Below are 23,542 nucleotides of genomic sequence, written 5' to 3'. Positions count from 1 at the left end.
GACGAATGCGGTCCCTGTGGGAGCCGGGCTTGCCCGCGATGGCGGTGGATCAGGCAACATTGTCGCTGGCTGACACACCGCTATCGCTGGCAAGCCAGCTCCCACAGTGACCGTGTCGTGTCAGTGAGAGCTGTATTGGTTTACAGATCAGCCAGGGTCGAGACCAGAATCGCCTTGATCGTGTGCATGCGGTTTTCCGCTTGCTCGAAGGCGATGCAGGCGGGCGACTCGAACACGTCGTCGGTCACTTCGATGCCGTTGGCCAGGTGCGGGTACTGTTCGGCGATCTGTTTGCCGACTTTGGTATCGCTGTTGTGGAACGCCGGCAGGCAGTGCATGAACTTGGTGCGTGGATTGCCGGTGGCTTTCATCAGCTCTTTATTGACCTGGTACGGCAGCAGTTGCTGGATACGCTCGGCCCAGGCTTCCACCGGCTCGCCCATCGACACCCAGACATCGGTGTGGATGAAATCGACGCCTTTGACCGCGGCTTTCGGGTCTTCGGTGAGGGTGATGCGTGCACCGGATTCTTCCGCGTATTTCTTGCAGCGATCCACCAGATCGTCATGCGGCCACAGGGCTTTTGGCGCGCAGATGCGCACGTCCATGCCGAGTTTGGCACCGACCAGCAGCAGCGAATTGCCCATGTTGTTGCGCGCATCGCCGAGGTAGGCGTAGCTGATTTCGTGGATCGGCTTGTCGGCGTGTTCACGCATGGTCAACACGTCGGCGATCATCTGCGTTGGGTGATATTCGTCGGTCAGGCCGTTGAACACCGGCACCCCGGCGAACTTCGCCAGCTCTTCGACAATTTCCTGTTTGAAGCCACGGTACTCGATGGCGTCGTACATGCGACCCAGCACGCGGGCCGTGTCTTTCATGCTTTCCTTGTGGCCGATCTGCGATGAGTTCGGGTCAATGTAGGTGACATTGGCGCCTTGGTCATAGGCCGCCACTTCGAACGCGCAACGGGTGCGGGTCGAGGTTTTTTCGAAGATCAGGGCGATGTTGTTGCCCTTGAGGTGTTGCTGCTCGGTGCCGGTGTATTTCGCGCGTTTCAGATCGCGGGACAGGTCGAGCAGATAACGCAGCTCGCGCGGGGTGTGGTGTTCCAGGCTGAGCAGGTTACGGTTGTGGATGTTGAACGCCATGATGATTCTCCTTGGATTCGGTAATCGGCCCGGCCGCTACAGGGTGAGTGCGGCCGGGGAGATGGTCGTTTAGTAATCGATTGGGTCGCGGATGATCGGGCAGGTCATGCAGTGGCCGCCGCCGCGACCACGGCCGAGTTCGCCGGCGCTGATGGTGATGACTTCGACGCCTGCCTTGCGCAGCAGGGTGTTGGTGTAGGTGTTGCGGTCGTAGCCGATGACCACGCCCGGTTCTACCGCGACCACGTTGTTGCCGTCGTCCCATTGCTCGCGTTCGGCAGCGAAGCTGTTGCCGCCGGTTTCCACCACGCGCAGCTTCGGCAGGTTGAGGGCTTTGGCCACGGTGTCGAGGAAGCTGCCTTCTTCGCGGCGGATGTCGATGCCGCCCTGTTTGCTTTCGTCAGGGCGCAGGGTGAACGCGACGATCTGGTTCACCACTTCCGGGAAAATCGTCACCAGGTCTCGGTCGCAGAAGCTGAAGACGGTGTCCAGATGCATCGCGGCGCGGGACTTCGGCAGGCCGGCGACGATGACTTTCTCCACCGCTTTGTTCTTGAACAGGTTCAGCGCCAGTTGGCCGATGGCCTGTCGGGATGAGCGTTCGCCCATGCCGATCAACACCACGCCGTTACCGATCGGCATCACGTCGCCGCCTTCCAGCGTCGAGCTGCCGTGATCCTTGTCCGGATCGCCGTACCAGATCTCGAAATCGGCATTGGTGAACTGCGGGTGGAATTTGTAGATGGCGGTGGTCAGCAGGGTTTCCTGACGGCGCGCCGGCCAGTACATCGGGTTCAGTGTCACGCCACCGTAGATCCAGCAAGTGGTGTCGCGGGTGAACTGGGTGTTGGGCAGCGGCGGCAGGATGAAGCTGGAGTGGCCGAGGAAGTCGCGGAACATCTGGATGGTCTTGCCACCAAAGCTGTCCGGCAGATCGTCGGCGGACACGCCACCGATCAGGAATTCGGCGATGTGCCGTGGCTCAAGGCTTTTCAGCCAGGATTTGACTTCGCTGATCAGGCCCAGGCCCACCGAATCGGCAGTGACCTTGCGCTCGAGGATCCAGTCCAGTGCTTCCGGGATGGCGACGATGTCGGTCAGCAGGTTGTGCATTTCCAGCACGTCGATCCCGCGTTCACGCATTTTGGTCACGAAGTCGAAGTGGTCGCGCTTGGCCTGGGCGACCCACAGCACGTCGTCAAACAGCAGTTCGTCGCAGTTGTTCGGGGTCAGCCGCTGGTGGGCCAGACCTGGGGAGCAAACCATGACTTTGCGCAGTTTGCCGGCTTCGGAATGGACGCCGTACTTAACTTTTTCCGTGGTCATTGCAGTGATCCTCCAGAGGTAAAAACTTGGGCAATTACAGGGTCAGGAAGCCGTCGTAGAGACCGTAGGCTGCCACCAGTGCACCGACGACCACCGCGGCGAAAATCAGCTTCTCGACGTTGGTGAAAACCGCTTGTTTGAGTTCGAGCTTGGCCTTGGCGAACAGGATCGCGCCGGGGGCATACAGCAGAGCCGAGAGCAGCAGGTACTTCACCCCACCGGCATACAGCAGCCAGACCGCGTAGATCAGGGCGATACCACCGATGATCAGGTCCTTGCGGCGCTCGGCGGCGAAGCCTTCGTAGGTTTCGCCGCGTACGGCGAGCAGCAGGGCGTAGGCCGCCGACCACAGGTACGGCACCAGAATCATCGAAGTGGCGAGGTAGATCAGCGACAGGTAAGTGCTGGCCGAAAACAGGGTGATGATCAGGAACAACTGAACCATCGCGTTGGTCAGCCACAACGCGTTGACCGGTACGTGATTGGCGTTTTCCTTGCGCAGAAACTCGGGCATGGTGTGGTCTTTGGCGGCGGCGAACATGATCTCCGCACACAGCAGCACCCACGACAGCAGCGCGCCCAGCAGCGAGATGATCAGGCCGACGCTGATCAGCACCGCGCCCCAATGACCGACCACGTGCTCAAGCACGGCGGCCATCGACGGGTTCTGCAGTTTGGCCAGTTCCGGCTGAGTCATGATGCCCAGCGACAGCACGTTGACCAGCACCAGGAACAGCAGCACGGTGATGAAACCGATGACGGTGGCCTTGCCGACGTCGGAGCGTTTTTCCGCCCGGGCCGAGAAGATGCTCGCGCCTTCAATGCCGATGAACACCCACACGGTGACCAGCATCATGTTGCGCACCTGGTTCATCACGCTGCCCAGATCCGGGTTTTTCACGCCCCAGATGTCAGCGGTGAAGATGTCCAGTTTGAAGGCGAAGACCGCGATCAGGACGAACAGCAGCAGCGGTACGACCTTGGCGACGGTGGTCACGAGGTTGATGAACGCCGCTTCCTTGATTCCGCGCAGCACCAGGAAATGCACGGCCCACAGCAGCACCGAGGCGCCGATCACGGCGGCCACCGTGTTGCCTTCGCCGAAAACCGGAAAGAAATACCCGAGGGTGCTGAACAACAGAACAAAGTAACCGACGTTACCCAGCCAGGCGCTGATCCAGTAGCCCCAGGCGGACGAGAAACCCATGTAATCGCCGAATCCGGCCTTGGCGTAGGCGTAGACGCCGCCGTCCAGGTCGGGCTTGCGATTGGCGAGGGTTTGAAAGACAAAAGCGAGGGTGAGCATGCCGACAGCGGTGATGGCCCAACCGATCAGCACTGCACCGACGTCGGCGCTGGCGGCCATGTTTTGTGGCAAAGAGAATATCCCGCCACCGATCATTGAACCGACTACCAATGCAACCAGTGCACCGAGTCGTAGTTTTCCGGGAGCTTCAGACATTGCATGACTCCATTGCAGGAGAGAAGAGTTCACAGCGTAGTGCCGTTGTCTGTTCAAACAGCTGACTTAGATCAGTTCATGGCCACATTCCATTGTTAATGAATGACTTATGAAAAGGCTGATGGCATAAAGCTGCTGCCCGAAGAGGCCCATTCCAGAGGCTTGCGGCAGATGTGGTTGGGAATTTCTCCTATTACTTTGGAATTATCACGCTAGTTGGTTTTCAGCTTTTGGCAAATTTTTCACATCTGTTTTCAGTACAGAATTGATTTATCAGGATCAGCGCACAAAACTGTCTCGACGTGCTATGCGTTAGCGTCAGTCGCTATATATAAGTGGGTATTGCTCGGCATTACCTGATAAGCGTCATTCGGTATCAGACATTTAGTTAATAGTTGTTACAAAATGAATTAAGGGAGACAAGAATGTCGCAACCGACGCAAAAGCTGCGCCTTGGTGCGTTGATCGCCCTGGTTGTAGGTTCGATGATTGGCGGGGGGATTTTTTCCCTGCCGCAGAACATGGCGGCGCGCGCCGATGCCGGGGCGATCCTGATTGGCTGGGGAATCACCGCCATCGGCATGCTGACCCTGGCGTTCGTGTTCCAGACCCTCGCCAACCGCAAGCCTGAGCTGGACTCTGGCGTCTACGCCTACGCCAAGGCCGGGTTTGGCGACTACATGGGTTTCTCGTCCGCCTGGGGTTACTGGATCAGCGCCTGGCTGGGCAACGTCGGTTATTTCGTGTTGCTGTTCAGCACGCTCGGTTACTTCTTCCCGGTGTTTGGCCAGGGCAACACGCCGGTCGCCATCGGCTGTGCGTCGGTGCTGTTGTGGGCCGTGCATTTTCTGGTGATGCGCGGGATCAAGGAGGCGGCCTTCATCAATCAGGTGACCACGGTCGCCAAGATCGTGCCGCTGATCCTGTTCATCGTGATTGCGGCGGTGGCGTTCAAGGCCGATATCTTTACCCGCGACATCTGGGGCCGCAGCAACCCAAGCTTCGGCGGGGTGATGGATCAGGTGCGCAACATGATGCTGGTGACGGTGTTCGTGTTCATCGGCATCGAGGGCGCCAGCGTGTACTCGGCACGGGCGGAGAAACGCACCGATGTCGGCCGCGCCACGGTAATCGGTTTTCTCGGCGTGCTGGCGCTGCTGGTGCTGGTCAACGTGCTGTCGCTGGGGATCATGAGCCAGCCAGAATTGGCGACCCTGCAAAACCCGTCGCTGGCGGCGGTGCTGGAACACATCGTCGGGCCATGGGGCGCGTTGTTGATCAGCCTTGGGCTGGCGGTGTCGCTGCTCGGCGCGTTGCTATCGTGGGCGTTGTTGTGCGCCGAAATCCTGTTTGCCACGGCGCGGGACAAGACCATGCCCGCGTTTCTGAAAAAGGAAAACGCCAACCACGTGCCGGTCAATGCGCTGTGGCTGACCAACGTGATGATTCAGATTTTCCTGCTGATCACGCTGTTTTCCGCCGGCACCTACACCAGCCTGATCTACCTCGCCTCGTCGATGATTCTGGTGCCGTACCTGTGGTCGGCGGCGTACGCGGTGTTGCTCAGCGGGCGTGGCGAAACCTATGAACATGCCTCGGCCGAGCGCACCAAGGACCTGCTGATCGGCGGCATAGCGCTGTGCTACGCGGTGTGGCTGTTGTATGCCGGCGGGGTGAAATACCTGCTGCTGTCGGCGCTGCTGTATGCGCCAGGTGTGGTGCTGTTCGCCAAGGCCAAGCATGAGCAGGGCGAGCCGTTGTTCACTCATGTCGAGAAGGTGATTTTCACCGGCGTGGTCATTGGTGCGGGGTTGGCGGCATATGGGTTGTACAGCGGGGTGTTGTCGTTGTAGGTGATGTCAGTGCGGGCCTCTTCGCGAGCAGGCTCGCTCCCACATTTGAAATGCGTTCCCCCTGTGGGAGCGAGCTTGCTCGCGAAGGGGCCCGAATGGTCATCACCACAGCGGGCGATGTGAACCCAATTCTGTGGCCGGCAACTGCCATTGCAGCGGCGTCCCGCTGATCTTCAGCGGTACCAGCAAGCGATGCGCCGGCCCCCAAGGTGTTTGTTCCAGAAGCGGGTTTTGATCCTGCGCATCTTCAGCCCGCAACGCTTCGCTCGACCCCGGCCCCTGTTCGATCAACAGCTTGGCGGTGCGCGCCAGCGACAAGCGTGCCGAGCCACCTCGACCCGTCTTCAAACGTTGCGTCAACAGCCGGATCGCACTCGCCGCCATCAAATACCCTGTTGCATGGTCCAGCGCCTGCACCGGCAACGGCGTCGGTTGGTCCGCGTGCTTCCAGCGTTGCCCGGCCTCGGCGATGCCGCTGCTCATCTGCACCAGGCTGTCGAAGCCACGGCGGTTCTGCCACGGGCCGCTCCAGCCGTAGGCGTTGAGGCAGACGTCGATCAGCCCCGGCGCCAGTAGCCGCCGGCGCTCGGAGCCGAAGCCGAGATGTTCCAGCGCGTCGGCACGGTAGCCGTGCACGAGGATGTCGGTGTCCTGCAACAAGTGTTCAAACACCACGCGATCTGCCGGTTGCTGCAGATCCAGCCGCGCGCAGCGTTTGCCAAGGGTCATGTCCGGGATAACGCCCGGTTCGTTCCAGGTCGGCGGATCGATGCGCAGCACATTGGCGCCGAGACCGGCAAGGAAACGGCTGGCGGTGGGGCCGGCAAGCACGCGGGTCAGGTCCAGCACCTTGAGGCCGGCCAGCGGCTGCGCTGCCGAGCCTTGCCAGGCGTTGGTGTGTTCATCCTGCGCATCGAGGAAATGCACCAGCGGTTCGGCATTCACTGCCAGCCCCTGCGGATGCTGCTGCCACTGCGCCCAACTGCGCATTTCGGCGGCGCAGCCGTTGGCGTCGACGACTGCTTGTTCCAGATCGGCACTGCGCCATTGCGCGACGTTCGCTGCCATGGCGGCACGGTCGGCGCAGGTGCCCAGTACGCGTTCGGCGGCGGCGCGGTGATGCGGGGCGTTGGTGTGCAGGCGGATCCAGCCGTCCTCGGTTGCGTAGTCACCGGCCACCGGATCCCACAGCGGCGGAACGTTCCAGCCCATCGGACGCAGCGAAGTGGCGAACCAGAACGAGGCCAGACGTCGATCGACTTCCACCGCGGGCAAGTGCCCGGTCTGTTGCCGGAGCAGTTCGCTGACGGCCTGCCCGGCAGCGCCGATGCTGGCGCAGGCCAGGTCGGTCACGGCGAATGCCGAGGGCAGGGCGCCATGGCCCGTGAACGGAATCGGCGTGTGGGGCAAGCCGAGTGCGGCTTGAATGGACGTGAGTAAATCAGTCATCGAAGGCCCTCCGGGAGAGAGGGCGATGATAGTGCAAAAAAATCTCGGGCCAGATGAAATTCCGGACAACCCACGCTGCCCCCTGTGGGAGCTGGCTTGCCAGCGATGACGGTGGATCAGTCAGTACATGAGTGACTGACACACCGCAATCGCTGGCAAGCCAGCTCCCACAGGGACGGTGGTGATTATCAGACGCGGAACTGGTCCATCAGCTTCATCTGCTGGCTCGCCAGGGCATTCAACTGACTGCTGATCGCCGCTGATTCAGTCGCCTGCTCGGTCAGCGTTTCAGTCACGGTGCGAATCGCCGAGACGTTGCGGTTGACCTCTTCGGCCACGGCGCTCTGTTGTTCGGCGGCGCTGGCGATCTGCAGGTTCATGTCGCTGATCACCGTCACCGCATCGCTGATCTTGCCCAGCGCATCCACCGCCTGACGGATCTGCCCGGCGTTGTTGTGCGCCTGGGTCTGGCTCGAATGCATGGTCGCGACCACGCCACGGGTGCCGGTCTGGATGCGTTCGATGACGATGCGGATTTCTTCCACCGAATCCTGAGTGCGCTTGGCGAGGTTGCGCACCTCGTCGGCCACCACCGCGAAACCACGACCGCTTTCCCCGGCGCGGGCCGCTTCGATGGCGGCGTTGAGCGCCAGCAGGTTGGTCTGTTCGGCGATGCTGCGGATCACTTCCAGCACCGAACCGATCTGCTCGCTGTTGACCGCCAGCGCTTCGACTTCGGTCACCGCTTTGCTGACTTCATCGGCCAGTTGATTGATGTCGCGGGTGCTGCGCTCGATGATCGACAGGCCGTCCCTGGCCGACTGATCGGCGCCCTTGGCGGCGTTGGCCGCGTTCGACGCGCTGTTGGCGACGTCGTGGGCGGTGGCGCTCATTTCGTTGGACGCGGTGGCGACCTGATCGATTTCGCGGAACTGCACCTGCATGCCTTCGCTGGTCTGGCGGGCGATTTCCGATGACTGATCAGCAGTGCCACGCGCTTCAGTGATGCTCTGTTTGATCTGGGCGATGGTCGGTTGCAGCTTGTCGAGGAAGCGGTTGAACCAGTTCACCAGTTCGCCCAGTTCATCTTTCTTGCTGTAGTTCAGGCGCTGGGTCAGATCGCCTTCACCGCTGGCGATGTTCTTCAGCATCTCGGCGACGCTGTTGATCGGGCGTGTGACGCCGGAAGCCGTCAGCCAGATCAGCAACAAGCCAATCAGCCCGGCGACGACAGCCACCGCCAGCGCCGTGATCACGCCGGTTTCCTGCGCGTCGTCGAGGACCGCTTGCAGCTTCACCGAGTCGGCCAGCAGCACCTGTTTCGGCAGGTCGATGACCACGCCCCAGGCCCGCGAGTTGCCAATCGGATCCACCGGGTACACCGCGCGAATCAGCTCGCCCTGTTCAAGAATCTTCGGCGTGCCGCTGCTGACCAGTTGCAGCAGGTCCTTACCGTCGGCGCCGAGGGTATCGCTGATCTTTTTACCGACCTTGGTCGCATCGGAACTGTCGGCAGCGAGCACGCCGCTGCCGGAGACGATCAGCATGTGCCCGGCGTTGTTGAACAGGTTGCGCTGGGAATCCACCGCCGCTGCTTGCAGGGCATCGAGGGCGATGTCGACACCGACCACGCCGATGGCCTTGCCGTCGACGATCAACGGCACGGAAATGGTGGTCATCAACATTTCCTTCCCGCCCACGGTGTCGGCATACGGGTCGAGCAGGCAAGTACGCTTGTTGTCACGAGGGCAGGTGTACCAGCTGTTGTACGGCGTGCCGCTGACGCTGAGGGTGGTCTTGGTCATGTCTTCTTCGACCATGATCGTGTTCAGCGCCGAGCCGGCAGCGCGGCTCCAGTAGCTCGCAAAACGCCCGGCTTCGTTGGACTGGCGCGCGGCGTCGTTGACGAACTCGCTGTCCTTGCCGTCGAGGCCGTTGGGTTCGAAGGCGAGCCAGATGCCGAGCACCTTGTCGTTGCGCTCGAACGCGGTTTTCAGGCTCTGGTTCAATTCTTCACGCAGGGCCCCGGCGTCCAGCGAACGCTTGGCGGCCAGTGCGCGCATGTCCTTGATCTGATCGGCCAGCGCGGTGATCACCGTCAGGCTTTCGCCAAAGGTCTTCTGCACCCGCACTGCTTGCTCGGCGGCTTTGGCCTGCAACAGGTTCTGCACACTGGCAGTGAGCAACTGGTTGCTGGAGTTGCTGACCAGTTCGTCGTTCTGGTTGGTCTGGTAGATGTTCATGCCGACGATCAGCGCAACCACACCCAGCAGGCACAGGCCGGAGAGCAGGACGATTTTCAGGCGAATGGAGAGAGAGTCGAACATGGGGCGATCTCGTGAATGAATGAGCAGGTGGCCACGGGATGAACTACCCGGTTCGCCAAATCCATTCAGCGCCATGCATTGCTCATCGGCGCGCAGCGAGAGGGCATGAGCCGCTTGCCGACGAACGGTCAGCGCTAAACGTTTGCGCAGGGGATTGTGCTGAAAAGGCGATTAATTACAGGGAAGTTTCAGCCGGGTGAACACTGAGGAGCTGTTGGTGATGAGGCTGTTGTGGCGAGGGAGCTTGCTCCCGCTGGAGTGCGCAGCGCTCCCCAGCATGCTTGCCGATTCACCGCATGCGGAGGTTGTGCGACGGCTTCGCCGCCGAGCGGGAGCAAGCTCCCTCGCCACAGGGAATCTGTGAGTCAGGAGGAGGCGATGGTTTCCGGGCGCGACCAAATCCACAGATTGCCCAGGCTCATCCCGGCAATCGCCAGATACACCGGCCAGCCGTGGTCGAGCATCACCAGCATCAGTGTCGCGCACAGCAGCATGCTGACGGTGGCGCTGACCTTGGCCTTGCGCGCGATGATCTTGCCGTTGCGCCAGTTGCTCAGGATCGGCCCGAACAGCCGATGGTTTTCCAGCCAGGCACTCAGGCGCGGCGAGCTGCGGGTCGCCGCCCAGGCGGCGAGCAGGATGAACTCGGTGGTCGGCAGGCCGGGCACGACAATGGCGATCAGGCCAATGCCGAGACTGACATAGGCCAACAGGCCGAACAACAGGCGGGCGAGTTTTGAGGTGGCGGGTTGCGGCATGGGCTCGGGGTTGCAGTGAGGCGAAACGGGAATCTTACAGACTTGTGGAGACCCCTGTGGGAGCTGGCTTGCCAGCGATAGCGATGTATCAGTCGAAATAGATCCTGTCTGACCCGCCGCCATCGCTGGCAAGCCAGCTCCCACAGGGTTTTGTGTTGTGCCGGTAAATCAGGCCGGTTCGGCTTCGGTGGCGTAAGCCTGTTCCAGCAGCACGGTGAAGCGGTTGAACGCGTCGATTGCGCCTTGCTCGACTTCGGCTTCCTCTTCGGCGGTGAACGGCAGGGAGTCGAGAGTACGCACGAAGCTTTTCCAACCCTCGGCGCGGCCACCTTCCGGTTCACCGAGGTGGCGGGCGCCGAAGGTTTCGCTCAGCTCCAGCGCCACCGCGCGTTTGATCAGGAACGCAGCGCCTAGCTTCGAGCCTTCGGAGACGAAGATCCAGCCGAGGGCGCGGGCCTTGCTCGGTTTTTTCAGCGCGCCGGCCACCGGTGCCGGGATATCGGTATCGAGATCCGCCAGGTCAGCCTTGGCCGCTTCGGCCCGGCAACGGGCCGGCAGATCCGGGACGATGGCAGCCAGTTCGGCGTTGTTATAGAGATCGACCAGTTCCGACTGGAACAGGTACTGCGCGATCACGAAACGCGCGAAGTTGGCGCGGGTTTCGAACGGCGCGTGGGCCTTGACCAGGGCGTCGAGCTTGCTGTGCGGCTCGTGGGTGATCTGGTTCAGGCGTTGTGAACGCAGGGCTTTTTCCGAAGTGGTCATGGGGTGTCCTTGATAAAAGAGGCGCTTGATAACGAGACGAACAAGAAGGCGCCTGAGCGTAAAAAAGCTCACTGCGCGGCGATAAACACGCGCAGTGAGGTCGGCCGGATCAGATGTCCCAGACCAGATTAATCGCGAAGTTGCGGCCCGGCTGGGTCAGGCGATCGAGGTTGGCCGGCTGCGTTACAGAGGCTTCGCCAACGCTGTCGTAGCCGCGCACGTCATCCCACAGCCAGTACTTCTTGTCGGTCAGGTTGTAGATGCCGCCGCTGACGGTGACGTCGTCGGTGACTTTGTAATAGCCCGCCAGATCGAGAATGCCGAAGCCCGGGGTCTTGAACTGGCTGCTGACGCCATCCGGCGATTTGAAGTTGCTGTCGTCGACTCGGTCCTTTTTCTTCACCACGGTCCAGCTCAGCAGGCCGCCGTAGTGGTCCTGGTCGTAACCCAGACCGAATACGCCGGTCAGCGGATTGACGCTGTTGAGCGGCTCGCCGTTGTCGTTGTTACGACCATAGGCATAAGCGATCGAGCCTTGGGTGTAGAGGCCCTGCGGCGCGCCGAACGCATCGAGGTTCAGGCGACCTTTGACTTCGGCGCCCTTGATGGTCGCGTGCTTGATGTTGCTCGACTGGAAGGTCAGCTCGTCGTAGCCAGGCGTGACCGCGTCTTCGTTGATGAAGTCGCGGTACTTGTTATAGAACACCGCCACGTCGAACGAGCCTTGCTCGAAGTTGCCGCGCAGACCGGTTTCATAGCTTTTGCTTTTTTCCGGTTCCAGGTTCGGGTTCGGCGCCACGTTGTAGCCGGTGGTGCTGTTTTCAAAGCGCCCGTACAGCGCTTTCGCGGTCGGCGTGCGGAAGCCTTCGGCGTACTGGCCGTACCAGGTGTAGTTGTCGGTCAGGGCGTAGGTCAGGCCGAATTTGGGCGAGACTTTGTGCCAGGTCTTGTTCTCGTCGCTGACGGTGCCGTTGCCGTCGGCGGCCACGGTGTTGAGGAATTCTTCAGTGATGTGCGGCTTGAGCTGGGTGTAGTCGTAGCGCAGGCCAGGCAGGAAGGTCCACTTGTTCCAACTGATCTGATCCTGAGCGAACAAGCTGTAGGTGTTGATGGTCGGGTCCGGGAAGTCGCTGGATTTTTTCAGCACATCCGCCGCGCTGGTGGCGCCGATGGCGGTGCAGCCACGGCCGACCGCGAGGCATTTGCCGTCGCCACTGCGCGAACCGGTGACCTTCTGCTGTTTGATCGTGGTGCCGTAGGTCAACACGTGATCGGTGTCACCGATGGCGAAGGCCTTGTCCAGTTGCGCGTCGAATACCCACTGTTTTTCCTCGTAGACCGTGTCGCGGGTGCGCAGCACTTTACGGGTCATCGGGTAGTAGAACTCTTCGGTGCTCTGGTCGGTCTTGGCGATCTGGTGGTTGAGGCTCCACTTCACGTTATCGGCCAGCAGGCTGTCGAGGGCGAAGCTGTGCTCGAGGCCGAAACGCTCGCGGGTGATGGTGTCGTTGCCGGTGCGCCACTGATACATGCCGCCGGGCAGCACGCTGTTGGGGATGGTCGGGGCACCGTTGAAGTACGGGCCGCCGTAGGCACTTTTCTGATCGGTGTCGCGGTCGTCCTTGTACTTTTCGTAGGTCAGGCCCAGACGCGAATCGTCGTTGTAGTTCCAGCCGATCTTCGCCAGCACGTTGGTGGCTTTGACGTCTTCCGGGTTGGCGGCGGTGCGGGCGAGGCCGGTGCCGTTGTTGCTGCCGTAGGAATCGGTTTCGTGACCGTCGCGCTGGCTGAAGTGCAGCAAGCCGTCGAACTGCTCGGCACGCCCGGCGACGGTGGCGGATTTCAGCCAGCTCTCATCGGCGGAGCTGTAGCCGGTCTTCAACCGGGCACCGATATCGTTGCCGGGCTTGATGATGTCGTCCGGGGCGAGGGTGTAGTAGCTGACGGCGCCGCCGATGGCGTTGCTGCCGTACAGCACCGAGGCCGGGCCCCGGAGGATTTCCACGCGTTTGATGATTTCCGGGTCGACGTAATTGCGCTGGGTCTTGGCGTACGGGCCGTTGAAGAAACCATCCGGCACTTCGACGCCGTCAACCTGAGTGAGGATGCGGTCGCCGTCGATGCCGCGAATGTTGTAGCCACTGATACCGCCGCGCTGACCGGCGCCGCCGACGGACACGCCCGGCTCGTAGCGCACCAGATCCTTGAGGGTGTTGACGTTGTTGCGGTCCAGATCCTGCCGGGTCTGCACGGTGACAGTGGCCGGCACGCTGTTGACCGACTGTTCCTGGCGGGTGGCGCTGATGGTCACCTGATCCAGATTCAAGGTGCCGCTGGTGCTGCGTTTTTCCAGCACCACGTTGTTGTTGCTCAGCTTGCGGAAGCTCAGGTTGGTCCCCACCAACAGGCGTTCCAGGGCTTTCTCCGGCGGCAGCGAACCGCGCACGCCCGGCGACGACACGCCCTGACCCAGTTCCGCCGGCAAGCCGACCTGCCAACCGGTGACGCTGGTGAAGGCATTGAGCGCCGACACCAGCGGTTGCTGGCCGATCGAGAACGAGTAATCACCCATGTTGCGTGCCGGTTGCTCGGTGGCAGCCATCAGCGGTGCGGTGCCGGCCATGAGGATGGCAGCTGTCAGCAGCGACAATACGCGGGAAGGGGAAGCAGTCTGGCGGGTAAGGCGAGAGGACATCGATAGCGCTCCGTGTCGCACGAATCTTTATAGGTGCTGATCCGCCTCCGAAGATGCGAATCAATTGCATTGGCTATAACGAGACGAACGGGGTTTCGCTATCGAGTAAAAATAATTCTCATTTAGTTCAGGATCACCAGCGCCGGGAATTCCTGCAGGCGCGCCGAGGTGATGTGGGCGAGGGAACGCACGACGTCCAGCGGTTGGTCGAGACGGTAATTGCCGGTGACGTTGACGTCGGCCAACTGCTCGTTGGTGTTGATGATCCAGCCCGGGTAGTAGCGGCGCAGTTCGGCCAGCACCTTGTCGAGCGGACAGTTTTCAAAGATCAACCGGCCCTGGACCCAGGCCAGGTCGGTGGCGGCATCGAGTTTGGCCGGACGATCGAAACCGTTGGGGCCGATACGGATGCTTTCGCCGGCGCTCAAACGCACGCGCGCGTCATTGTGGGTGGCACGCAGATCGACATCGCCGCGCTGTACGTTGACCTGTGCCACACCGTCCAGATAACGCACGGCGAAATCGGTGTCGCGCACGCTGGCCTGTACCGGGCCCGCATTGATTTCCAGCGGTTGGCCACGGTTGGCGGCCACCTCGAAAAACGCTTCGCCCTGATACAGCCGCGCCACGCGCTGCCGGTCATTGATGCTGCTGGAGAAGGCCGAATTGGTGTTGAGCAGCACCTTGGAGCCATCCTCCAGTTGCAGGCGCTGGCGCTCGCCGACCACGGTCAGGTGATCGGCCTGCAGGCGCATCGGCAGATTGCTGAAACTGAACAGGCCCAGAATCAGCACCGCAGCGGTGGCCAACGGTTTCCAGTGCGGACGCAGACGTTTGATGAGCGTCACTTTCGCGGGTTTCGCAGCGAGACTCTGTGCGCATTGCACCACTTGCGGCCCGTCCCAGATCGCCTGGGCCCTGGCGAACGCCGCGGCATTCAACGGATCGGCCGCCAACCACGCGTGAAATTGCCGGGTCTGCTCTTCTTCCGCACTGCCGAGCACGATGAGCCAGTCCAGAGCCTGGTCCATTGCACGGGCAGCGTCCTGCGCCGTGTCGGGCGAAGGCGGGCGGTGGGTGTCCGTCACGGTGTGTCCTCGGCAGTGTCTGTGCACGGCTGTTTTTTTAGTGAAGCGTAAAAGTCGGGCAAGGGTAGCAAAGCCCGCTGATCAGTGCAGTCGATGCTGATGCTGACAGAAATCGCCTGTGACCTCAGGCGCCATTCAAGCGCTCGGCGACACCGATGCAGATCGACATGATCAGCTTGAGTTCCTTCTGCACGGTGCTGAGCGACACGTTCAATTCGTCGGCGATTTCCTGATAGCTGTGCCCGTGCAGGCGGCTGAGGATGAAAATCTGCTGCTGACGCGGGCTGAGTTGACTGAGGCTCACGTTCAGGCGCTCCAGCAGTTGTTCGGCGTGGGCGGCGTCTTCGGCGCTGCTGGCGGGGGCGGCGACGCTGTGCACCACGTCCTGCGGCACGTCATCGACCATGGTTCGCGAATGGATCTTGCGCGCACGCAGGTGATCCAGCGCCAGGTTGCGCGCGGTCTGGAACACGAAGGGTTCAAGGTGATCGATGGCGCGCTCGCTCAGCGCCCGCGTGACGCGCAGGTAGGTTTCCTGCAACAGGTCTTCGGCGGTGCTGTGATTGTTGACCATCCGCTCGATCGTACGCAGCAGGGATGTGCGCTGAGAGAGGAAGACGTGATTGAAGCGCGATTGACTCACGGGGGAACCTGATCCATTTCGAGCGAATGATAATGCTTATCATCTAGTCGAGTGGTCAAGTGTTGTTTTTGAACGAAGCAGACAAATGTAGGAGCTGCCGAAGGCTGCGATCTTTTGATGTTGCTTTTAAAACAAGATCAAAAGATCGCAGCCTTCGGCAGCTCCTACAAGGAGTTGTCGGTTACTCCGCGTTGCAGAGCGCCAGGCAGTTATCCAGCATGCGGTTGGAGAAGCCCCATTCGTTGTCGTACCAGGCCAGCACCTTCAGCAGTTTGCCGCTGGATTTGGTGTGATTGGCGTCGAAGATCGACGACAGCGGGTTGTGGTTGAAGTCGCTGGAAACCAGCGGCAACGTGTTGTAACCCAAAATTTTCGAGTGTTGGCTGGCGGCTTTCATCAGCGCGTTGACCTCGTCGGCCGTGGCTTCCTTCTTCAACTGCACAGTCAGGTCCACCAGCGACACATTGATCACCGGCACCCGCACGGCCATGCCGGTCAGTTTGCCCGCCAGTTCCGGCAACACCAGGCCTACCGCTTCGGCGGCGCCGGTCTTGCTCGGGATCATGTTCTGCGTGGCCGAACGCGCGCGGTACGGGTCGGTGTGATAGACGTCGGTGAGGTTCTGGTCGTTGGTGTAGGCATGAATCGTGGTCATCAGACCGCTTTCAATGCCCAGCTCGCGGTGCAGCACCTGCGCCACGGGCGCCAGGCAGTTGGTGGTGCACGAAGCGTTGGAGATGATCTGGTGCGACTGGCGCAAAATGTCGTGGTTCACGCCGTAAACGACGGTAGCGTCGGCGCCTTTGGCCGGGGCCGAGATGATGACTTTGCGCGCGCCGGCAGTAAGATGCGCGGCCGCTTTGGCGCGGTCGGTGAACAGACCGGTGCATTCGAACACCACATCGATCTTTTCCGCGGCCCATGGCAGCTCGGCCGGGTTGCGAATGGCGCTGACCGCAATGCGGTCGCCATTGACCGTCAGGCTCTCATTGTCATGGGCCACTTCGGCGTCGAATGTGCCGTGAACGGTGTCGTATTTGAGCAGATGGGCATTGATGGCGCTGTCGCCCAGATCGTTGATGGCGACGATCTGCAAATCCTGTCGATAGCCTTGAGTATACAGTGCGCGCAGGACATTACGGCCGATGCGGCCAAAACCATTGATTGCGATTCGAAGAGTCATTGAACAGCGCCGCCGTCGTTTTGTTGTTGGAATTACAAGATTATTCGCATAAAAATAGAAAACAAGCCTTTTTAGTGGCAATATTTTGTTTTATCTACAACGAGTGACCTGAATCAACTGGTCCGAATGGTCAAAAAAGCCGTCTGTCATTCCAACAACAACGGCGTTTGATCAGCATAGACAATCAGGTCGCCACATCCGTTAGCCTGGAGTTCTACACATGCATCCCCGCGTTCTTGAGGTCACCGAACGGCTTATCGCCCGCAGCCGCGCCACGCGTCAGGCTTACCTTGCACTGATTCGCGGCGCCGCCACTGACGGGCCGATGCGCGGCAAGCTGCAATGCGCCAACTTCGCCCACGGCGTGGCCGGATGTGGCAGCGAAGACAAGCACAGCCTGCGGATGATGAACTCGGCGAACATCGCCATTGTTTCTTCGTATAACGACATGCTCTCGGCGCACCAGCCGTACGAAGTCTTTCCCCAGCAGATCAAAAACGCCTTGCGCGAAATCGGCTCGGTCGGCCAGTTCGCCGGTGGTACGCCGGCGATGTGCGATGGCGTGACCCAGGGCGAGCCGGGCATGGAGCTGAGCCTGCCGAGCCGCGAAGTGATCGCGATGTCCACGGCGGTGGCGCTGTCGCACAACATGTTCGACGGCGCGCTGATGCTCGGCATCTGCGACAAGATCGTCCCGGGCCTGATGATGGGTTCGCTGCGCTTCGGCCATCTGCCGACGATCTTCGTCCCGGGCGGGCCGATGGTCTCGGGGATTTCCAACAAGGAAAAAGCCGACGTGCGGCAGAAGTACGCCGAAGGCAAGGCGACCCGCGAAGAACTGCTGGAATCGGAGATGAAGTCCTACCACAGCCCGGGCACCTGCACCTTCTACGGCACCGCCAACACCAACCAGTTGCTGATGGAAGTCATGGGCCTGCACTTGCCGGGCGCGTCTTTCGTCAACCCGAACACGCCGCTGCGTGATGCCCTGACCCGCGAAGCCGCGCATCAGGTCACGCGTCTGACCAAGCAGAACGGCAACTTCATGCCGATCGGCGAAATCGTCGACGAGAAGGCGCTGGTCAACTCGATCGTCGCGCTACACGCCACCGGCGGCTCGACCAACCACACCCTGCACATGCCGGCCATCGCGATGGCTGCGGGCATCCAGCTGACCTGGCAGGACATGGCCGACCTTTCCGAAGTCGTGCCGACCCTGAGCCACGTTTACCCGAACGGCAAAGCCGACATCAACCACTTCCAGGCCGCTGGCGGCATGTCTTTCCTGATCCGCGAACTGCTCGAGGCCGGCCTGCTGCACGAAGACGTCAACACCGTGCTCGGCCACGGCTTGAGCCAGTACACCAAGGAGCCATTCCTCGATAACGGAGAGTTGGTGTGGCGCGAAGGCCCGACCGAAAGCCTCGACGAAAACATCCTGCGTCCGGTCGCCCGTGCATTTTCCGCCGAGGGCGGTCTGCGGGTGATGGAAGGCAACCTCGGTCGCGGCGTGATGAAAGTCTCCGCCGTGGCGCTGGAAAACCAGATCGTCGAAGCGCCAGCCATGGTGTTCCAGGATCAGCAGGATCTGGCCGATGCGTTCAAGGCCGGTTTGCTGGAGAAGGATTTTGTCGCGGTGATGCGCTTCCAGGGCCCGCGCTCCAACGGCATGCCCGAGCTGCACAAGATGACGCCGTTCCTCGGCGTGCTGCAGGATCGTGGCTTCAAAGTCGCGCTGGTCACCGACGGGCGCATGTCCGGCGCGTCGGGGAAAATCCCGGCGGCGATTCACGTCAGCCCTGAAGCTTATGTAGGTGGTGCTTTGGCGCGGGTGCAAGAGGGCGATATCATCCGCGTCGATGGCGTCAAAGGCACTTTGGAACTCAAGGTCGACGCCGCCGAATTTGCAGCGCGCGAACCCGCCAAAGGCCTGTTGGGCAACAACATCGGCAGCGGTCGCGAACTGTTTGGCTTCATGCGTTTGGCCTTCAGCTCGGCGGAGCAGGGCGCCAGCGCCTTCACTTCTGCCCTGGAGACGCTTAATTGAAACTGGCTTTGGTCGGTGATATCGGAGGCACCAACGCGCGATTCGCGTTGTGGAAAAACCAGCAACTGGAATCGGTTCAGGTGCTGGCCACAGCCGACCACGCCAGTCCGGAAGAGGCGATCAGCCTGTACCTGAGTGGCCTCGGTCTGGCGCCGGGTTCGATCGGTTCGGTGTGCCTGTCGGTGGCGGGGCCGGTGAGTGGGGATGAATTCAAATTCACCAACAATCACTGGCGCTTGAGTCGCACGGCGTTCTGCAAGACCTTGCAGGTCGAACAACTGCTGTTGATCAACGATTTCTCGGCGATGGCGCTGGGCATGACCCGTTTGCAGCCCGGGGAATTCCGTGTGGTCTGCGAAGGCACGCCGGAGCCGTTGCGCCCGGCGGTGGTGATCGGTCCGGGCACGGGGCTGGGTGTCGGCACCTTGCTTGATCTCGGCGAAGGGCGGTTTGCCGCGTTGCCGGGGGAGGGCGGGCACGTCGATCTGCCGCTGAGCAGTCCGCGTGAAACCCAGCTCTGGCAGCACATCCACGACGAAATCGGACACGTCAGCGCAGAAACGGCGCTGAGCGGTGGTGGCTTGCCGCGCGTCTACCGGGCGATCTGTGCGGTGGATGGGCATGAACCAAAGCTTGATACGCCGGAAGCGATTACCGCGGCCGGTCTGGCTGGCGATCCGATCGCCCTGGAAGTGCTGGAACAGTTCTGCTGCTGGCTCGGCCGTGTGGCCGGCAACAACGTGCTGACCACCGGTGGGCGTGGCGGCGTGTACATCGTTGGCGGGGTGATTCCGCGCTTTGCCGATTTCTTCGTCGAAAGCGGTTTCGCCCGCAGCTTCGCCGACAAGGGCTGCATGAGCGACTACTTCAAGGGCATTCCAGTGTGGCTGGTGACGGCGCCGTATTCCGGTCTTGTTGGCGCTGGTGTGGCACTCGAACAGTTTTGAGACTGAGTCGCCTGCATCGCTGGCAAGCCAGCTCCCACAGGATCGAAGACATCCTCAGGATGTGTACAAGACCTTGTGGGAGCTGGCTTGCCAGCGATGGGGCCAGAACAGACAACAAATTTCCAAGGTTCATCAGGCATAATCCGCCCCAATTCCAACAACAAGGATGCCTTCGAAGTGAGCTCAGTCAACAAGTCGATATTGTTGGTCGATGACGACCAGGAAATACGCGAGTTGCTGGAAACCTACCTGACCCGCGCCGGGTTTCAGGTGCGGGCCACCGCCGATGGCGCCAGTTTCCGCCAGGCACTCAACGAGGCGCCGAGCGATCTGGTGATCCTCGATGTGATGCTGCCCGACGAGGACGGTTTCAGCCTCTGCCGCTGGGTGCGTCAGCATCCGCGTCAGGCGCAGGTGCCAATCATCATGCTCACCGCCAGTTCCGACGAAGCCGACCGCGTGATCGGTCTGGAGCTTGGCGCTGACGACTACCTCGGCAAACCTTTCAGCCCCCGCGAGCTGCAAGCGCGGATCAAGGCGCTGCTGCGACGAGCGCAGTTCGGTCAGGAACGCAGCGGCAGCGACGTGCTGGCCTTCGACGAGTGGCGGCTGGACATGGTCAGCCATCGACTGTTCCACACCGACGGCGAAGAAGTGATTCTCTCCGGCGCCGACTTCGCGTTGCTGAAGTTGTTTCTCGATCATCCGCAGGAAATTCTCGACCGCGACACCATCGGCAACGCCACCCGTGGCCGTGACCTGATGCCGCTCGACCGGATTGTCGACATGGCCGTCAGCCGCTTGCGCCAGCGCCTGCGTGACACGGAAAAACCGCCACGGCTGATCCGCACCGTGCGCGGCAGCGGCTACCAACTGGCAGCCAATGTGGTTGCCGGCAATGGTCACTGAGTCGCTGCGCAGGCTCGCCAACACAGTACCGGTGCCGCGTTCGCTGCTCGGGCGGATGCTGCTGCTGACGTTGCTCGCGGTGTTGTTTGCGCAGACGTTGTCGAGCGTGATCTGGGTCTCGCAACTGCGCGCCACCCAGCTCGAAGGCTTGGTCACCAGCGCCCGCAGCCTCGCCCATTCGATGACCGCCAGCGTCAGTTATTTCCGCTCGTTACCGGTGGCGTATCGGCCATTGGTGCTCGACCAGTTGCGCAGCATGGGCGGCACCCGTTTCGTGGTGACGCTCAACGACAAGCCGCTGGGCATGGACGTGCTGCCGATCACCCCGCGCAAGGCTGCGGTGATTCAAGCGGTGGATGAAGTGCTGCGTCAGTCGCTGGGCCATGACACGGATATTTCGGTGACCTTCGTCAGCCCCGAGGATCTGCGGATCTTCAATGCCGGGCTGAAACTCGATGAGCTACCGCGCTCGTGGGCGCATTACGCGTTGACCCTGGAACCGGTGAATCCGCCCGTGCTGGTGACGCAGATTCAAATGGCCCCGGGCGAGTGGCTGTACATCGCCTCGTTGCTGCCGGAGCCCTACACCAGTCTTGAAGAGCAAGGCCTGCCGGCGCAGCAGGTGTGGTTCATCGTCCTCACCAGCGGCTTTTTGCTGCTGTTTATCGGCTTGCTGGTGCACTGGCAGAGCCGGCCGCTCAAGCGTCTGGCGCGGGCGGCGCGGGATCTGTCGCTGGGCGCCGATGTCGAGCCGGTGGCCGAGGGCGGCGGCAGTGAAGTGGTGGAAGTGGGCCGTGCGTTCAACACCATGCGCGAACGCATCAGCCGTTACCTGACCGAGCGCAGCCAATTGTTCAGCGCGATTTCCCATGACCTGCGCACGCCGATCACTCGCCTGCGTTTGCGCGTCGAACTGCTCGAAGACGAGAAGCTGCAAGCCAAGTTCGGTCGCGATCTGGATGAGTTGGAGCTGCTGGTCAAAGGCGCGCTGCAATGCGTGAAAGACACCGACATCCACGAGAACATCGAGCCGGTGGATCTCAATCATGTACTCGACTGCCTCGTAGAACCGTACCTGGCGCCCAACGGTAATGGTCGCGTGACCCTGCAAGGCAAGGCGCTGGCGGCGTATCCGGGCAAGCCTCTGGCGTTGAAACGCTGCATCGGCAACCTCATCGACAATGCGCTGAAGTACGGGCAGAACGCGCACCTGCACATCGATGACGATGAGCGCGCGTTTGTCCTGCACGTCGACGACGAAGGCCCGGGCGTACCGGAGCAGCGGCTGGAGCAGGTGTTCGAGCCGCACTTCCGACTGGCCGGGCAGCAGCAGGGTTATGGCTTGGGGCTGGGCATCGCGCGCAACATTGCCCACAGCCATGGTGGTGAGGTGACGTTGCAGAACCTGCGTGAGGGCGGGTTGCGGGTGACGTTGCAATTGCCGCGTTCAGTAGACTGAAGATCAAAAGATCGCAGCCTTCGGCAGCTCCTACACCGTACTCTGTAGGAGCTGCCGAAGGCTGCGATCTTTTGACTTTGCTTTTCTAATGTCACTGCTTGGTGACAAAACCCGCCCCCTTCGTTACAAGACCACCCCGGCCCGTTGTTTAGACTGCCCGCAGTCATAACAACAAAAAAGGGCCACTCATGGACACCTTTCACCCAGACTTCAGCAGTTGGCTGAATGCCCCTGCCCACCAGCAATGGCTCGCCGACGAAGGTCTGCGCCTGCTGGCATTCGCCAAGGCTTCCAGACTGCCCGAGGGTTTCGGCAATCTCGACGAGCGCGGCCATCTGCCGGCGCACGCGCAAGCCGAAACCATGAACACCGCGCGCATGACCCACAGCTTCGCCATGGCCCACATTCAGGGCTTGCCGGGGTTTGCCGGACTGGTCGATCACGGCATTGCAGCCCTGCGCGGCCCGTTGCGGGATGCGCTGCACGGCGGCTGGTTTGCGGTCGCCGAACATCGCGATGGCAACACCGGCAAGAATGCCTATCTGCATGCCTTTGTCGCGCTCGCGGCCAGCTCGGCGGTGGTCGCGCAACGTCCCGGCGCCCAGGCATTGCTGGATGACGCGATCGACATCATCGACACGTATTTCTGGAGCGAAGAAGAGGGCGCCATGCGCGAATTCTTCAATCGCGACTGGCGCGAAGAAGAGGCGTACCGCGGCGCCAACAGCAACATGCACGCCACTGAAGCGTTCCTCGCGCTGGCCGATGTCACTGAAGACCCGCGCTGGCTGGTACGTGCGCAGCGCATCGTCGAGCGGGTGATTCACGGTCACGCCGCCGCCAACGGCTACATGGTCATCGAGCACTTCGACCGCGACTGGCAACCGCTGCGCGAGTACAACCGCGACAATCCCGCTGACGGCTTCCGCCCTTACGGCACCACCCCGGGCCACGGTTTCGAGTGGGCGCGGCTGCTGCTGCACCTCGAAGCGGCGCGGGTCCAGGCCGGGATGCTCACGCCCGGTTGGCTGGCGACCGATGCGCAAAAACTCTTCGAGCAGAATTGCCGAAACGGCTGGGACGTCGATGGCGCGCCGGGTATCGTCTACACCCTCGACTGGGACAACAAAGCCGTGGTGCGTCATCGCTTGCACTGGACCCATGCCGAAGCCAGCGCGGCGGCCAGCGCTTTGCTCAAACGCACCGGTGACGCGCAATACGAGACCTGGTACCGGCTGTTCTGGGAGTTCTGTGAAGGCCATTTCATCGATCGCTGCGATGGCAGCTGGCACCACGAACTCGATCCGCAAAACCGTCCGAGCGCCGATATCTGGCCGGGCAAACCCGATCTCTACCACGCGTGGCAAGCGGTGTTGATCCCTCGTCTACCCTTGTCACCGAGTATGGCAACCGCTCTGGCGCAAATATCCCAGGCTGTTCCTGTGTAACCATGTGGTGACATTCGCGCGTCCCTTCGTTA

At 61.4% G+C, this 23,542-nt stretch carries 16 protein-coding genes and 2 pseudogenes; 6 read left to right on the top strand and 12 right to left on the bottom strand.

Translation table 11 applies throughout. The features are described 5' to 3' along the window. Positions 1 to 140: 140 nt before the first annotated feature. From ACYZUM_RS19210 to arcD (ACYZUM_RS19200), 3 genes are all read right to left on the bottom strand, one after another. On the bottom strand, positions 141 to 1,151 hold the full coding sequence (locus tag ACYZUM_RS19210; protein ID WP_003227481.1) for an ornithine carbamoyltransferase: 1,011 nt from the start codon (positions 1,149 to 1,151) through the stop codon (positions 141 to 143). A 69-nt stretch (positions 1,152 to 1,220) separates the two neighbouring features. Then, the gene (gene arcA / locus ACYZUM_RS19205) at positions 1,221 to 2,477 is read right to left on the bottom strand and encodes an arginine deiminase (RefSeq protein WP_047296012.1); all 1,257 of its coding nucleotides are present in this window, start codon (positions 2,475 to 2,477) and stop codon (positions 1,221 to 1,223) included. A gap of 34 nt (positions 2,478 to 2,511) precedes the next feature. Further along, a complete protein-coding gene (arcD, locus tag ACYZUM_RS19200; RefSeq protein ID WP_041068609.1) occupies positions 2,512 to 3,939 on the bottom strand; it encodes an arginine-ornithine antiporter in 1,428 nt (475 codons plus the stop codon). A 425-nt stretch (positions 3,940 to 4,364) separates the two neighbouring features. On the opposite strand from arcD (ACYZUM_RS19200), the gene arcD (ACYZUM_RS19195) reads away from it, so the two are divergent. Next, a complete protein-coding gene (gene arcD / locus ACYZUM_RS19195) occupies positions 4,365 to 5,792 on the top strand; it encodes an arginine-ornithine antiporter (protein ID WP_473061039.1) in 1,428 nt (475 codons plus the stop codon). A gap of 102 nt (positions 5,793 to 5,894) precedes the next feature. Here arcD (ACYZUM_RS19195) and ACYZUM_RS19190 read toward each other — a convergent pair whose 3' ends face one another. The 9 genes and pseudogenes from ACYZUM_RS19190 to gap form a co-directional block, all read right to left on the bottom strand. Continuing rightward, the gene (locus ACYZUM_RS19190) at positions 5,895 to 7,241 is read right to left on the bottom strand and encodes a CoA transferase (protein WP_473061038.1); all 1,347 of its coding nucleotides are present in this window, start codon (positions 7,239 to 7,241) and stop codon (positions 5,895 to 5,897) included. A gap of 188 nt (positions 7,242 to 7,429) precedes the next feature. Further along, positions 7,430 to 7,954: pseudogene (locus ACYZUM_RS19185) on the bottom strand (methyl-accepting chemotaxis protein); the annotation flags it as partial. 333 nt (positions 7,955 to 8,287) lie between these two features. Next, positions 8,288 to 9,304 (bottom strand): annotated as a pseudogene (locus ACYZUM_RS19180) (methyl-accepting chemotaxis protein); the annotation flags it as partial. Between the two features lie 629 nt (positions 9,305 to 9,933). Next, positions 9,934 to 10,326, bottom strand: coding sequence for a YbaN family protein (locus tag ACYZUM_RS19175; RefSeq protein ID WP_041068620.1), 393 nt, complete (start codon positions 10,324 to 10,326; stop codon positions 9,934 to 9,936). Positions 10,327 to 10,494: 168 nt separating this feature from the next. Next, the gene (locus ACYZUM_RS19170) at positions 10,495 to 11,091 is read right to left on the bottom strand and encodes a biliverdin-producing heme oxygenase (protein ID WP_473061037.1); all 597 of its coding nucleotides are present in this window, start codon (positions 11,089 to 11,091) and stop codon (positions 10,495 to 10,497) included. Positions 11,092 to 11,200: 109 nt separating this feature from the next. Continuing rightward, positions 11,201 to 13,786, bottom strand: a complete 2,586-nt coding sequence (locus tag ACYZUM_RS19165; protein WP_473061036.1) for a TonB-dependent receptor — start codon at positions 13,784 to 13,786, stop codon at positions 11,201 to 11,203. Between the two features lie 122 nt (positions 13,787 to 13,908). Next, positions 13,909 to 14,874 (bottom strand): FecR family protein, encoded by a 966-nt coding sequence (locus ACYZUM_RS19160; RefSeq protein WP_473061035.1) that lies wholly within the window; start codon positions 14,872 to 14,874, stop codon positions 13,909 to 13,911. A 124-nt stretch (positions 14,875 to 14,998) separates the two neighbouring features. Further along, a complete protein-coding gene (locus ACYZUM_RS19155) occupies positions 14,999 to 15,517 on the bottom strand; it encodes an RNA polymerase sigma factor (RefSeq protein ID WP_041068631.1) in 519 nt (172 codons plus the stop codon). Between the two features lie 181 nt (positions 15,518 to 15,698). Further along, the gene (gene gap, locus ACYZUM_RS19150) at positions 15,699 to 16,700 is read right to left on the bottom strand and encodes a type I glyceraldehyde-3-phosphate dehydrogenase (protein WP_145594494.1); all 1,002 of its coding nucleotides are present in this window, start codon (positions 16,698 to 16,700) and stop codon (positions 15,699 to 15,701) included. A 220-nt stretch (positions 16,701 to 16,920) separates the two neighbouring features. Between gap and edd the strand changes: the two genes are divergently transcribed. The 5 genes from edd (at position 16,921) to ACYZUM_RS19125 (ending at position 23,510) form a co-directional block, all read left to right on the top strand. Beyond that, positions 16,921 to 18,747, top strand: a complete 1,827-nt coding sequence (edd, locus tag ACYZUM_RS19145; RefSeq protein WP_041068637.1) for a phosphogluconate dehydratase — start codon at positions 16,921 to 16,923, stop codon at positions 18,745 to 18,747. Continuing rightward, positions 18,744 to 19,694 (top strand): glucokinase, encoded by a 951-nt coding sequence (locus ACYZUM_RS19140; RefSeq protein ID WP_473061034.1) that lies wholly within the window; start codon positions 18,744 to 18,746, stop codon positions 19,692 to 19,694. Before edd ends, ACYZUM_RS19140 begins: the two co-directional genes overlap by 4 nt. A gap of 177 nt (positions 19,695 to 19,871) precedes the next feature. Continuing rightward, positions 19,872 to 20,603 carry a response regulator gene (locus tag ACYZUM_RS19135; RefSeq protein WP_003227460.1) on the top strand — a complete coding sequence of 244 codons (732 nt, stop codon included), beginning with the start codon at positions 19,872 to 19,874 and terminating at the stop codon, positions 20,601 to 20,603. Next, positions 20,593 to 22,062, top strand: a complete 1,470-nt coding sequence (locus ACYZUM_RS19130; RefSeq protein WP_473061033.1) for an ATP-binding protein — start codon at positions 20,593 to 20,595, stop codon at positions 22,060 to 22,062. Before ACYZUM_RS19135 ends, ACYZUM_RS19130 begins: the two co-directional genes overlap by 11 nt. 188 nt (positions 22,063 to 22,250) lie before the next feature. After that, positions 22,251 to 23,510 (top strand): D-mannose isomerase, encoded by a 1,260-nt coding sequence (locus tag ACYZUM_RS19125; RefSeq protein ID WP_473061032.1) that lies wholly within the window; start codon positions 22,251 to 22,253, stop codon positions 23,508 to 23,510. The last annotated feature ends 32 nt before the right edge of the window (positions 23,511 to 23,542 follow it).

The sequence above is a fragment of the Pseudomonas sp. m6p genome (assembly GCF_055760375.1).
This window is presented reverse-complemented; position numbering and strand designations above follow the sequence as displayed.

What these genes read in the sequence shown, in the direction of transcription:
- ACYZUM_RS19210 (WP_003227481.1), bottom strand. Translation starts at nt 1,151, where the DNA reads ATGGCGTTCAACATCCACAACCGTAACCTGCTCAGCCTGGAACACCAC.
- arcA (WP_047296012.1), bottom strand. Translation starts at nt 2,477, where the DNA reads ATGACCACGGAAAAAGTTAAGTACGGCGTCCATTCCGAAGCCGGCAAA.
- arcD (WP_041068609.1), bottom strand. Translation starts at nt 3,939, where the DNA reads ATGTCTGAAGCTCCCGGAAAACTACGACTCGGTGCACTGGTTGCATTG.
- arcD (WP_473061039.1), top strand. Translation starts at nt 4,365, where the DNA reads ATGTCGCAACCGACGCAAAAGCTGCGCCTTGGTGCGTTGATCGCCCTG.
- ACYZUM_RS19190 (WP_473061038.1), bottom strand. Translation starts at nt 7,241, where the DNA reads ATGACTGATTTACTCACGTCCATTCAAGCCGCACTCGGCTTGCCCCAC.
- ACYZUM_RS19175 (WP_041068620.1), bottom strand. Translation starts at nt 10,326, where the DNA reads ATGCCGCAACCCGCCACCTCAAAACTCGCCCGCCTGTTGTTCGGCCTG.
- ACYZUM_RS19170 (WP_473061037.1), bottom strand. Translation starts at nt 11,091, where the DNA reads ATGACCACTTCGGAAAAAGCCCTGCGTTCACAACGCCTGAACCAGATC.
- ACYZUM_RS19165 (WP_473061036.1), bottom strand. Translation starts at nt 13,786, where the DNA reads ATGTCCTCTCGCCTTACCCGCCAGACTGCTTCCCCTTCCCGCGTATTG.
- gap (WP_145594494.1), bottom strand. Translation starts at nt 16,700, where the DNA reads ATGACTCTTCGAATCGCAATCAATGGTTTTGGCCGCATCGGCCGTAAT.
- edd (WP_041068637.1), top strand. Translation starts at nt 16,921, where the DNA reads ATGCATCCCCGCGTTCTTGAGGTCACCGAACGGCTTATCGCCCGCAGC.
- ACYZUM_RS19130 (WP_473061033.1), top strand. Translation starts at nt 20,593, where the DNA reads ATGGTCACTGAGTCGCTGCGCAGGCTCGCCAACACAGTACCGGTGCCG.
- ACYZUM_RS19125 (WP_473061032.1), top strand. Translation starts at nt 22,251, where the DNA reads ATGGACACCTTTCACCCAGACTTCAGCAGTTGGCTGAATGCCCCTGCC.